This window comes from Pedobacter riviphilus, from assembly GCF_014692875.1.
Taxonomy (GTDB): domain Bacteria; phylum Bacteroidota; class Bacteroidia; order Sphingobacteriales; family Sphingobacteriaceae; genus Pedobacter; species Pedobacter riviphilus.
The window spans coordinates 5,796,151-5,808,453 of record NZ_CP061171.1; the positions used below are offsets into that span (position 1 = coordinate 5,796,151).

Genomic DNA, 12,303 nt, shown 5'->3' on the forward strand with positions numbered 1-12,303 from the left:
CAGATGCGAAACATACTTTTAAGATTCTCCAGGATTTTTGTCGGTGCTTTATTCATATTTTCAGGACTAATTAAAGCGAACGATCCACTTGGCTTTGGCTATAAACTACAGGAATATTTTGAAGTTTTTCACATGAATTTCCTGAGTGGGATGGCCACTGGTATTGCCATTTTACTTTGTACTTTAGAAATTGTTCTCGGCGCCTTATTGCTATTGGGTTTCTGGAGTAAAAAAGTAGCCTGGGGTTTATTGCTTCTCATTATCTTTTTTACCTTGCTAACATTCATATCTGCAGCGTTCAAAGTAGTGACCAGTTGTGGCTGTTTTGGCGATGCCATTCCACTTACCCCTTGGCAATCGTTCAGTAAAGACCTGATCCTGTTGGCGCTGATCATTGTTATTTTCTTAAACAAGAACCTGATCCAGCCTTTATTCAAAAAAGAAACTATTCAAAGAAATATTGCTATTGCCGTAACGGCTGTTTCATTAGGTTTTGGCTTGTATACTTACAATGTTTTGCCGATTATCGATTTTCTGCCTTATAAGGTTGGTGCACATCTTCCATCATTAATGGTGATTCCTCCTGGAGAAAAACCAGATGAATTTGAGATCATGTATCACCTCAAGAACAAGAAAACCAATGAAGAGAAAGATATGAGCGATAAAGCCTATCTTAAAACAGAGATCTGGAAAGATAACAATTGGGAAATTATAGGTGAACCGGCTAAAAGACTCGTTAAAAAAGGCTTTGAGCCTAAAATCAAAGACCTGAACATTACTGATGCTTCGGGCACTGATTATACCAAAGAACTGATCGAAAATCCATACTACAATTTAATTTTTGTGGCTTACGATCTTCACTCAACCAATGAAGCCGCTATTGGTAAACTAAACGCCTTGGCCTTAAACGCTACACAGCAGTTTAATATCCGTACGGTATTGCTTACTTCCAATTCGGCTCAGGATGCACAGGCCTTTATCAAAAAGAACAACCTGTTTTCGGAGGTTTTTTATGCCGATGCCGTACCTTTAAAAAGTATGGTAAGGGCAAATCCTGGTGTTTTATTGATGAAGAACGGAGTCGTGATCAATAAATGGCATTTTCATAACGTTCCCACCTTCGACCAACTCAGCCGAAAATATTTCGATAAATAAATATGATCGGATACGCACTAAAAAAACTGATGTATGGGCTGCTGGTAATGGGCGGCGTAATATTGGTTGTTTTTGTGCTGTTTAATATTTTGCCTGGCGACCCTGCACGGATGACGATGGGACAAAGAGCCGATGTACAATCGCTCGAAGCCGTTCGTAAAGAATTTGGTTTAGACCGATCCAAACCTGTTCAGTTTGTTTTATACATTAACGATTTATCGCCAATTAGTATTCTGGATAATGATAGCACCAATCAACAGAAATATCATTATGCAAAACTGCTGACTTTGGATAAAAAGGCACTGGTGATTAAATGGCCTTATCTCCGTAGTTCTTACCAGACCAAACGCGATGTAACTGCTATACTTTCGGAAACAGTACCGAATACTTTTATCCTGGCTTTAACAGCAATGATTTTTGCCACAATAATTGGTGTCTTTTTGGGTGTGCTTTCAGCAGTTTATAAAGATTCGTGGATCGATAAATCGGCTAATGCATTTGCCATTCTGGGCATATCTGCACCTTCCTTTTTTGCTGGGATTATTATTGCCTGGCTGTTTGGTTTTGTGTTGAGCAACTATACAGGCCTAAAAATGAGCGGCAGCTTATATTCTTACGATCCCTTTAATGGTGAAGTATTAACTTTAAGAAACCTGTGGTTGCCGATGATTACCCTTGGCTTAAGGCCTTTGGCTATTATTGTACAGTTAACCAGAAGTGCAATGCTGGATGTTTTGGCACAGGATTATATCAGGACTGCCAGAGCTAAAGGCTTAAGTAGAAATACTATAATTTATAAACACGCTTTAAAGAATGCCATGAATCCGGTAATTACAGCCATTTCAGGGTGGTTCGCCTCGTTGCTGGCTGGTTCTTTTTTTGTAGAGTATATTTTTGGCTATAATGGCTTAGGAAGGACAACAGTAACGGCCTTAGAAATGTCCGATTTTCCGGTCGTAATGGGATCTATTCTTTTTATCGCTTTCGTGTTTGTAGTCATCAACATTCTGGTTGATATTTTATATGCTTATGTCGATCCCAGGGTTAAATTAAGTTAAACGATGCAAGAAGAAGAAATCATCAATTATACCGAGCTTGCTGATGGCCGGATTGTCGAAATATTTAAACAGGCAACAATTGAATTGCCAGATGCGGAACGCTTATTTAGTCATGTGCTTAATGCACAGCACATTTGGGCGCAACGGATTTCGGGCAAAAAACCACTCTACGGCGTTTGGGATATTCACCCAAAAGAAGATTTTGAAAGCCTTTCTTCGGATAATTTTAAACTACTCAGGGAGGCATTGAATCATCATCCTTTAGATAAACGTATTTTATATAGTAATTCGAGCGGCGATCAATATGAAAACCGGATAGATGAGATTTTATTTCATTTATTTAATCATTCTACTTATCATCGCGGACAGGTTGTAACTTTATTTAAAAAAGCAGGTTTTACACCACCTGTAACCGATTATATTATGTTAAAACGCGACCATTTATTATAGGTCGACTATAAGAACTTCAGATGAAAATTTTCCTTATCGGATATATGGGCTGCGGCAAAAGCACCAAAGCAAAGCAATTGGCACACCGTTTAGAATGCCCTGTGATAGATCTTGACGCCGAAATTGTTTCGAAAACCGGTAAAACCATTGCCGAATACTTTGCTGAATATGGAGAAAGTGGTTTTAGGAATTACGAAAGCGAAATGCTTAAAACATACGATTATCCTGAAACCTGTGTGGTGGCTACCGGAGGTGGATTGCCATGTTTTTTTGATAATATGGAATGGATGAATGCGCATGGAGAAACGGTTTACCTGCAAATGGAGCCTGCTGCTTTGGTTTCACGTTTACATAATCGCCAAAAGCGCCCGTTGATTAAAGATTTAGATGATGAACAGCTTTTATTGTTTATTAAAGAGAAACTCGAAGAACGCGATCCTTTTTACACCCAGGCAAAGATCATTGTAGATGCATTTGATCTGGATGGGGAGAAGTTAGCGGAAGCGATTCAGAAGAATCGTTAATAAAACAATCTGCTTTAGATAAGATTTCTCTTAAACCCTAAACCCATCATCAATTATCTTCGCCGATAACAATGCGAGGGGAATTCCTCCGCCTGGATGGACACTACCTCCACAGAAATATAAATTTTTAACTTTTGAGCTGAAATTAGAGTGTCGTAAAAACGCAGAAAACTGATTGTTAGAACTGTTACCATACAGAGAACCTTGATAAGAACCGGTTTTGCTTTCGATGCTTCTTGGGTCTAAAATCTGCTCACAGATAATATCTTTTTCAATATTTCTGTTTAAAATTCGGCTCACCTTTTTAATAATATTCGCTTTCGCTACCTTAATCAATTGATCCCAATTTTGGCCATTGTTGGCAGGAACGTTTATCATTACAAACCAGTTTTCATTGTCAATAGGTGCATCACCCCTGATATGCTTACTGCTGATGTTAATGTACACTGTTGGGTCGTTGCTAATGGTTTTATCTTTCCAAATGGCATTAAATTCCTTTTGATAATCTTCAGTAAAGAAAATATTGTGCAGGCCTAAGTCACTATAACTGCCATCCATACCCCAGTAAAAAATCAACGCTGAACTGCTACGTTCCTGATTTAATAATTTCTTAGGTTCAGCAATGCCTTTAAGTAGGTTTTTATACGTAAACCAGATATCAAGATTAGAGATCACTGCATCCGCTTTGTAGGTTTTGTCGTTAACTTTTACACCTTTTACTTCGGGTTTAGGATTATTAGAATATATAATTTCTTCCACCTTTTGATTGTAGTGAAGCCTTATACCTAATTCTTCAGCCAATTTGATCAAAGCCCTAACAATGCCATACATTCCTTCTTTGGGAAGAAAAGCGCCAAAATGATACTCGAAATGTGGAATTACATTCAATGTGGCCGGTGCCTGATAGGGATCAGATCCGTTATAGGTGGCATAACGGTTAAAAAGCTGTGTTATCCTTTCGTCTTTAAAAAATGATTGGTTAGCCTTTGCCTGCGTTCTAAAAGCATCAATCTGGCCAAAACGGAATATAGATTTTAAGGTATCCCAATGTAGGTAGCTTTTAATTTTATGCAGACTTCTTTCTAAAAATACCCGATGGGTAACTTCATAGATTGTTTCGCTTTTTTTTAAATATCGCTGAACTTCCGTTGCGGTTGTATTGGTTTTTTCTTCTATTTCCTTAGCAAATTCATCCAGATCTGCGCTTGCATTTAGCCTTAGGCCATCCTCGTAGAAATAACGACAAATTTCTTTTAGTTTTAGATATCCAAAATAATCTTCAGGATTTTTGCCTGCCAGTTTAAAAAGTTCGTCCACATATTGCGGCATAGTAAAGAGGCTTGGGCCGGCATCAAACCTAAAACCATTCATTTTTATTTCCCCTAGCTTACCCCCAGGTTTTGAATTAGCTTCAAAAACATCAACATCATAACCTTTTACCGCGAGGCGAATGGCACATGCAATTCCCGCAATTCCGGCACCGATAATTATGGCTTTTGGTTTAGGCATTAATCTACTTCAATTCCGCTAAATACACTTTGGTTTGTTTTTCGATCTCGTTGGTAGCAAACTTAATGGCCGAACCAACTCTGGTGGTTTCTGCTTTTACTGGCATTTTATTAATGGTTGCCAGCGCATCAACATACCATTTGCACCAAACCTCGATAATATGCTTTTCATCGTTTGCTGCTTTTCCATTCGCAATTGCTTTTTTGCTCAACTCAAATTCGGTTTTTAAGCGCTTCAAAGCATCTGCTTTAACTTGCGAAACAGTAGCCGCAGCTGTGTTTTCGTCTGCAGAAATTAAAGTATAAGCAGCCGTTAAACCACTTATCCCAACATTTTTCATTTCGGTTGGCGAAACTTTATCAATCCTGTCATTATCGGTATGGTAGAACACATCGGTAAAGTGCCACATCAGTAGTCCCGGAATTTTATTTTGCAAGAATGGTGTATGGTCGCTACCACCTTCAAAAGGATTATAGTTAACCGTCCAGTTCGCAAATTTGCCTTGTGCCTTACAGATATCGAAAGTAAAATCATTAAAATAATGTGGGAAAAGATCTTTTTCACTAACATCCCCTGCACCCCATTCGGTATGTTTATCAGTACCCCTTGTCCAAATGGCCGATGGATCGGGCATTTTCTCAATCAGAAATGAACCACCGGTTTTTTTAGTGTCTTCGCCAACCATATCTAAACTCATTCCCCACATAATGCCTTTGGCCCGGGTGGTATCTTCGGTAATGTATCTTCTTGTGGATACAATTTCGTCGCCCCATAAAAAAGTGAGTGTACGCTTCGGATTTATCTTTTTTGCCTGATATAATGCTGCTGTTAATCTTGCCATTTCTGCTAATGTGCCAACGCCACTGGCATTATCATTTGCGCCAGGCTCTTGAACATGCGCACTAAATACAAAACGTTCATCAGGATTTATACTTCCTTTAACATTTGCAATAATGGTTAATTCTTCTGAAGGATAAATTTTAGTCTGAATATTCACTTTCAATTTGGCTTCACCTTTTAGACAAGCGGCTTTTAATTTTTCTTTCGCTGCATACGATAGCAACAATGTCCATACTTCGCTATTGGCTTTCATGCTGCCGAACTGGATGGAAGTTTGATGGATTTCTGGCTGGGTATATTTTGGCATGGAATAGCCTAAAACACCAATCGCTCCGGCTTTGGTCGCTATTTGAAGTAAACGTGATGGATTATTTTCCGAAAACAGAATTTTCCCTTTTAAATCCATCTTTTCTATTTCCGTTGGAACTATTTTTTCGATATAAACCACATTGGCCGTAACGCCATCTGCAGGAGTTGAGCCGCAGTTGATGGGGATCATGTTGCGGTTGGTTTTAAAAGAAATGAGTGGTTTTGTTTCTCCAACAATATCAATATTAGCATCAACGGGTTCCCAAGTGTTGTTTTTCATCGCTCTTTTTTCGATGCGATAAGTTAAAGGGGCTTCAAACTCATTCTGCTTCTGTTCTATAAAACCAGCCTTTTTAAGAATATTTTCTACATAATGGATACTGGCATTAAAGCCTTTGTTACCGGGTACGCGAAAGTATTTTTCTACAAAAGCAGTGGTCTGGTAAGCATTTTTTTCGACAAAGCCCGCGCGCGTGAGCCTGAAATATTCACCTGTCGAATTTTGTGCGTAACATCCCAATCCCGCAAAAAGCAGTGCAAAAAGTATCTTCGTTTTCATGATCGTTAGTAAAAACGAAAGATACTAAGAATATTTAATGTTGTTAGGCGTACCGTTTGCCAGTTTTGTTTTTCAATCCTTCATCAACCGATAATGGGCCTGAGCCTACTACCCAAAACATGATGAGTAGAAACAGTACCAATACCGAAAACCACAATTCTGAATTGGGTGTGGAGAAACCCGGTGTAAGGTTAACAAAAAACACAGCAAACAATAAGATTGGAATCTGAATGACCACGGCAAAGCGGGTAACCAAACCTAAAGTAATTAAAACACACCCCAACCAAATGCGCAAATGCTACAACATGAATGGCGACACTGATGAGCATGCCCGAAAAACCAAATACGTTGTTTTGAGTAATCATATTCTGAAGAACCGAAGTGTCGCTAACAAAAGAAACACCTTTTCCAAAAATGATCAGGCCGAGTACAATCCGAAGATAATCTAGCCATTTTGAGTGATGAACATCTCCCCAATGTTCAATTTTACGGATAACGTTCATAATGAACCTCCATTTTTATGTGAATGATACCTTAAGTTACGGAAATTATATTTATTTATCAAATAATAAGGAACTGAAATCATTTTTTTGCGTTCAGGCGATCACAGGCTCAAACGAAAACAAAAAACGTTGTATTGATATCCATTGAAGGTTATCGTTGGCAAAAAATATTCAAGGGTGCTGCCTTGATAATTTATGGAGTAAAAAATACCGAAACAAGACGCCTTGGAGGGAGTGAAAGGGTTTTGGGTAAATTCTGTAAACGAGTGGAGAGCAAAACTGATGCTTTTCTTCTGAAACGGTAAAAACGTTAAAATTATATATCTGGTTACGAGCAACTAATGAAGATTTAAGGTGTCTCTTATGGCAGATCAATAATGTTTATGATATTGCTTAAACCTACCATTCTCATTCTTTTCTTACTTTCTGCACCGCAACTTTTTGCTCAATCAGCAGCAACTAAAAAAGCTGTTAAGCGATTGGATGAAATCTTGGAAAGAAATAAGCCTGTGGCCGAAGTTTTGCTCTTGGGTACGTTTCATTTTGCTGGCGAAAAGGTTGATGAGAATACCACTCCTGAAAACCTGAGGATAAATATGCTTAGTGATGAAAGACAGCATGAGATCCAACGGCTTGTAACAAGGGTATCAGCGTTTAGGCCAACCAAAATTGCCATCGAGGTGTCGCCTACCAGAGAAAAATATTACGATTCTCTTTATTCTGAATATAAACTAGGGCATAAATTAGCGGGGAAAGGTATTGATACTGCAGATGAGACATTCCAATTGGGTTTTAGGCTTGCAAAGATGCTCGGCCATGAAAAAATTTACCCCATAGATGCGCAGCCCTTCCGTTTTAAGCTAAGCCCTCAGGACTCGGTTTTGACCTTTGAAAAATTCAGCAGCCAGAGGGATACATCCTATGCTTATTGGCAGAAAAAATATGATTCTGAAAAACGTTTTCAAGATACCCTTAAGTTTCGTTTGCCGCTAAACGAATATTTGCAATATTTAAATGCACCTCAGAAAAGGGCTTCGAGCATTGGAATGTGGCTCATCACGACAAAAAAAGGAGATAACCCACATCCTATAGGAGCCGATGGGTTTATCACGCGTTATTTCAATAGGAATGTTAGGATATATTCAAATGTACAACGCATTACCAATGGAAAACACGAACGCATACTTGTGATTTATGGTGCCACCCATATGTACCTGCTCAATCAAATTTTTACCGCAAGTCCAGAATATAAGGTCGTCGACGTTATGAAGTACCTAAATTGACCGTCATTTTCAGGGCAAAAAGATTGTTAAATCTAGCTCAGGTGGGTAAAATGTAGTTTTTTTTGTAAATCCTCCGATCTTATTAGCAAAAAAATAGCACAACGTGGTAGAGGTAATGATATCAACAGAGAGATTTAACCATCTCATGTAAAATTAACAAAAATTTAAACTATACCGTTTTGGTTTTTGGTCTGAATTTTGTATTATTGCTTAAATAGATAGGTTTTTTATCATGAGCAAAGAAATACTTGAATTTTCTGTACAGGTAGATGAAAAATTTGACCTAAAATTTAACTGGCTGGATGGTTTCTGGGGTGCAGCATTTAAATTTTTTGGAAAATAGTTTTTAATATCAAAAATATGCTGAATCAGTTGTTATCAGCTGAGCGGAAAAATATTGCCTAATCTTTCTGACAAACTATTTATATTCATTCCAACTTTAGGTCTCAACTCGGGTCATTAGCCTTTGGTCTTTCCTCTTTCAGCTTTTAGCCTTATCTTTGCAAAATAATGAGTAGAAGAAAACCTGGTACGGTAACTATTGTTCCAAATGTACATATAATCGATATTGCTGAAGAAGGAAAAGGTGTTGGCAAGGCTGACGAATTGGTCATTTTTGTTGATAAAGCCGTTCCTGGTGATGTAGTGGATGTTCGGTTGACCAAAAAGAAAAAGAATTTTGCTGAAGCAATCATCGATCAGCTTCATGAAAAATCAGCACTGCGCACTGATCCTTTTTGCCCTCATTTTGGAACTTGTGGCGGTTGCAAGTGGCAGCACATGGGTTACGATGCTCAATTAAAGTTTAAACAGAAAAATGTTGAGGCGGCTTTACAGCGTTTAGGTAAAATAGATACCTCGGGAACCGAACCGATTTTAGGCTCAGAAAAAAACAGATATTACCGTAATAAATTAGAATTTACTTTTTCGAACAAACGCTGGCTAGAAAAAACTGATGTAGAACGCGATGAAGATTTTGATATGAACGCACTGGGTTTTCACGTACCCTTACGTTTCGATAAAATTTTAGATATCGAGCATTGTTATCTACAGGATGAGCCATCTAATTCAATCAGAAACGCTGTCCGTAAATATGCTTTAGAAAATAACCTGTCGTTTTACGACCTGCGCAACCATGAAGGTGTTTTGCGTAACCTCATTATCCGTACTTCTAGCACAGGAGAGGTGATGGTTGCGGTGGTTTTTGCTTATCCAGAACAGGCACAAGTTGATGGTTTGATGGGTTTTCTTAAAAATGAGTTTCCGCAGATTACCGCTTTGTTGTATATTGTTAACCAAAAGAAAAACGATACTATTTTCGATCAGGATGTGGTGGTTTTCTCTGGTCGCGATCATATTTTCGAAGAAATGGATGGCATCCGTTTTAAAATTGGGGTGAAATCTTTTTATCAGACCAACTCTGAGCAAGCTTTCGAATTATATAAAATCACCAGGGATTTTGCAGGATTTAAAGGTGATGAGCTGGTTTATGATTTATATACCGGAGCAGGAACTATTGCAAATTTTATTGCCAAAAATGTGAAGCGGGTAGTAGGGGTAGAATATGTGCCAACTGCTATTGAAGATGCTAAATTCAATTCTGAACTGAATGGAATCGATAATACGATTTTCTATGCTGGTGATATGAAAGATATTCTCACTTCAGAATTTATTCTGGCCCATGGTAAACCAGATGTAGTGATTACAGATCCGCCACGTGCCGGTATGCATGCAGATGTAGTACAAAGATTACTGGAAATGGAGTCTGAAAAAATTGTTTATGTAAGCTGTAACGCAGCCACACAGGCAAGAGATTTAGAGTTATTGAAAGAGAAATACGATGTGGTACGCATTAAACCTGTAGATATGTTTCCACACACGCAGCATGTAGAAAATGTAGTATTGTTAAGGTTAAAGTAATAAAATGATTGAATGAGAGAAAGATTGAATGACAGAATGGGGGCAATTTGCCTTTAACATTCAACTATTCACTCATTCAAAATTCAATTATTAGTTAAGGTATGGATAGAGAAGAATTATTAGGCGCAACGCCCGAAGAGAACGGAACACCAAAAAAAAAGCAGGAAAGTCCGCTGGTAAGTTTAGAAAAAGACCTGGAGTTCTATGCTGATGCAATTAAAGAAGTTGCAATTGAGATTATGGTTGAAGGCATTTCTGCCCATCCAATTTTTATTGCACACCAACATGAAGTAAACATTGGCGAACTTATCTTAAATAAAGAAGAGCTTAACACCGATTGGACAATACAGGCCTCTACATTGGAAGAGTTTGTAGAAAAAGGAATTATTAGTAAGGAGAAAAAAGAGCCGTTCTTAAAAGTTTATAAAAAACCAGAAGATTTTATGTGCGTGTTTGTAATTGTTCCAGAAGGTGCCAACTTTATTTATTATCCCTACAAAAAGGGAAGAGGATAGAAAGGGTAGGGTTTAGGGTTTCTTAGCTTTAGCCAAGTTCCTAAATCTGTGAAATCCTTCTATAAAAAACGCCGCTTTGCATCCACAAAGCAGCGCGTATTATTAACTAAACTAAACTTTAATTTACGTGGTGCACATCTCCGCTTTTTGAGCTTGATGTTTTCTTGAGTGAAGCATTCCCTTTGTAACTTACATCACCACCACCACTTGCACTCGCCTCTAAACCTTTATTTACATAAAGACTTACATCAGAGCCTCCAGAAGCCTGTACCTTTGCATAATCTGTAATTAATCCATAAGCATCGATATCGCTACCACCGCTAGATTGGATGGTCATATTTTCTGCTTTCCCTTTTAAATCGAGGTCGCTGCCCCCGCTTGATTGAATCGATAAATCGTTGCAAACAATGGTAAGTTTTAAGTCCGATCCACCAGAAGAGCGAATGGCAAGCTTATCTGTCTTGATCTGGTTTTGCGTAAAAACATCCGAACCTCCTGATGCTGCAAGTGCATTTAGGGTTTTAAAACTTACATAAGCTTTAATGGTACGGTTTTTAAACATGCCGCTCCAGTTGATACCGTCTTTAAATTTTATGGTAACATTGCTGCCACTTTGCTCAACAATGATATCTTTCAATGTTTCAGAATCCGATTTTATACTCACACTTTCACTCCCCCTTGGGTTAAGTATAAGTCAATTCCACTGCTTACCCAATGCTATTGAAGTTTTTAACCGTGAAACTTTTAGTTTCCTGTGCTTTAGCCATATAGCTGGTTACCACGATAAATAAAATGGCGGATGATTTGATAAGGATTTTCATAGTTGTTTTTTCGTTAAATGATTCTGAAGCTATCATTACGCTATATTGTGCAACAAGGGCTTCGATTTTGTGTTTTGGTTATAGATTAGACGCATCTCTGGCGAAAACGTTGCAAACAATCGAAATTATTTTTCAAATAGTTTGAATTTCATTCTTAAAATCGTTCTTTTTGTATTCAATCCTTTTTATATAATGGCATCGCAATTACTTATTCTTAACAAGAAACAAATTCAGCAGAAAATAGATCGTATCGCTTATCAGATTTTGGAAGATAACCTGAATGAGAAAGAAGTGGTGCTCGCTGGTATTTGGGACCGTGGTTACAAATTAGCGCTAAGGTTGGAAAAAGTGCTTAAAAAAATTTCTGGCTTTAAACTTACTTTATTGCGTATCGACCTCCAAAAGGAAAGCAGCAAATTGGTTGCTTCAACAGATCTTGATGAAAGCCATTGGAAAAACAAGGTGATTATTATTGTTGATGATGTATTGAACAGTGGTAAAACGCTTGCTTACGGTTTAGGTGTTTTTTTAAATACCCCACATAAAAAAATCCGTACGGTAGTTTTGGTTGATCGAAGCCATAAAATTTTTCCTATTGCCACCGATTTTGTTGGTCTTGAACTCGCTACCATCTTAAAAGAACATGTAGATGTAGTAATGGATGTAGAAGGTGAAGAAGATCGGGTTTATTTGAGTTAAGCAAGAGTTGGCATCGTTTGTAACAAACGAGTATTGTAACCATTGTAAATAAAAGGATATTTGCAATTCAGCTCATTTTTTTGCAATTTCCCCAAATGTATCCGCCCAGAAAAAATAATTTGGTCTTCAGTTTTTTCTCTTGGTACATCCAATTTATC

The 12,303-nt window shown here is 37.9% G+C and carries 13 protein-coding genes; 9 read left to right on the forward strand and 4 right to left on the reverse strand.

Annotation, left to right across the window (positions count from 1 at the left end; genetic code table 11):
• Window positions 1-3: 3 nt before the first annotated feature.
• From H9N25_RS24075 to H9N25_RS24090, 4 genes are read left to right on the forward strand one after another with little or no spacing between them, the layout of a single operon-like run.
• Entirely contained in the window at window positions 4-1,155 is a 1,152-nt protein-coding gene (locus H9N25_RS24075; RefSeq protein ID WP_167296562.1) for a BT_3928 family protein, read from the forward strand.
• 2 nt (window positions 1,156-1,157) lie between these two features.
• Window positions 1,158-2,213 carry an ABC transporter permease gene (locus H9N25_RS24080; RefSeq protein ID WP_190327490.1) on the forward strand — a complete coding sequence of 352 codons (1,056 nt, stop codon included), beginning with the start codon at window positions 1,158-1,160 and terminating at the stop codon, window positions 2,211-2,213.
• A gap of 3 nt (window positions 2,214-2,216) precedes the next feature.
• Window positions 2,217-2,663 (forward strand): DinB family protein, encoded by a 447-nt coding sequence (locus tag H9N25_RS24085; protein WP_190327491.1) that lies wholly within the window; start codon window positions 2,217-2,219, stop codon window positions 2,661-2,663.
• 20 nt (window positions 2,664-2,683) lie between these two features.
• Window positions 2,684-3,187: a shikimate kinase gene (locus H9N25_RS24090; protein ID WP_190327492.1), complete on the forward strand. Its 504-nt coding sequence runs from the start codon at window positions 2,684-2,686 to the stop codon at window positions 3,185-3,187.
• 30 nt (window positions 3,188-3,217) lie between these two features.
• Here H9N25_RS24090 and crtD read toward each other — a convergent pair whose 3' ends face one another.
• The 3 genes from crtD to H9N25_RS24105 all read right to left on the reverse strand — a co-directional run bounded on the left by crtD (window position 3,218) and on the right by H9N25_RS24105 (window position 6,907).
• Window positions 3,218-4,696: a 1-hydroxycarotenoid 3,4-desaturase CrtD gene (gene crtD, locus H9N25_RS24095; protein WP_190327493.1), complete on the reverse strand. Its 1,479-nt coding sequence runs from the start codon at window positions 4,694-4,696 to the stop codon at window positions 3,218-3,220.
• A gap of 4 nt (window positions 4,697-4,700) precedes the next feature.
• Window positions 4,701-6,404: a M28 family peptidase gene (locus tag H9N25_RS24100; protein ID WP_190327494.1), complete on the reverse strand. Its 1,704-nt coding sequence runs from the start codon at window positions 6,402-6,404 to the stop codon at window positions 4,701-4,703.
• A 191-nt stretch (window positions 6,405-6,595) separates the two neighbouring features.
• Window positions 6,596-6,907, reverse strand: a complete 312-nt coding sequence (locus tag H9N25_RS24105; RefSeq protein WP_330221067.1) for a hypothetical protein — start codon at window positions 6,905-6,907, stop codon at window positions 6,596-6,598.
• Window positions 6,908-7,290: 383 nt separating this feature from the next.
• On the opposite strand from H9N25_RS24105, the gene H9N25_RS24110 reads away from it, so the two are divergent.
• From H9N25_RS24110 to H9N25_RS24125, 4 genes are all read left to right on the forward strand, one after another.
• Complete coding sequence (locus tag H9N25_RS24110; protein WP_190327495.1) at window positions 7,291-8,190, forward strand: DUF5694 domain-containing protein; 900 nt, start codon at window positions 7,291-7,293, stop codon at window positions 8,188-8,190.
• 232 nt (window positions 8,191-8,422) lie between these two features.
• Window positions 8,423-8,533 carry a hypothetical protein gene (locus H9N25_RS24115; RefSeq protein ID WP_025145553.1) on the forward strand — a complete coding sequence of 37 codons (111 nt, stop codon included), beginning with the start codon at window positions 8,423-8,425 and terminating at the stop codon, window positions 8,531-8,533.
• 167 nt (window positions 8,534-8,700) lie between these two features.
• Window positions 8,701-10,110 (forward strand): 23S rRNA (uracil(1939)-C(5))-methyltransferase RlmD, encoded by a 1,410-nt coding sequence (rlmD, locus tag H9N25_RS24120; RefSeq protein ID WP_167296570.1) that lies wholly within the window; start codon window positions 8,701-8,703, stop codon window positions 10,108-10,110.
• A 101-nt stretch (window positions 10,111-10,211) separates the two neighbouring features.
• The gene (locus H9N25_RS24125; RefSeq protein ID WP_167296571.1) at window positions 10,212-10,625 is read left to right on the forward strand and encodes a hypothetical protein; all 414 of its coding nucleotides are present in this window, start codon (window positions 10,212-10,214) and stop codon (window positions 10,623-10,625) included.
• Window positions 10,626-10,743: 118 nt separating this feature from the next.
• On the opposite strand, the gene H9N25_RS24130 is transcribed toward H9N25_RS24125, so the two are convergent.
• A complete protein-coding gene (locus tag H9N25_RS24130; RefSeq protein ID WP_190327496.1) occupies window positions 10,744-11,262 on the reverse strand; it encodes a head GIN domain-containing protein in 519 nt (172 codons plus the stop codon).
• A 376-nt stretch (window positions 11,263-11,638) separates the two neighbouring features.
• Here H9N25_RS24130 and H9N25_RS24135 point away from each other — a divergent pair, with 376 nt between their 5' ends.
• The gene (locus H9N25_RS24135; RefSeq protein WP_029275623.1) at window positions 11,639-12,145 is read left to right on the forward strand and encodes a phosphoribosyltransferase family protein; all 507 of its coding nucleotides are present in this window, start codon (window positions 11,639-11,641) and stop codon (window positions 12,143-12,145) included.
• The last annotated feature ends 158 nt before the right edge of the window (window positions 12,146-12,303 follow it).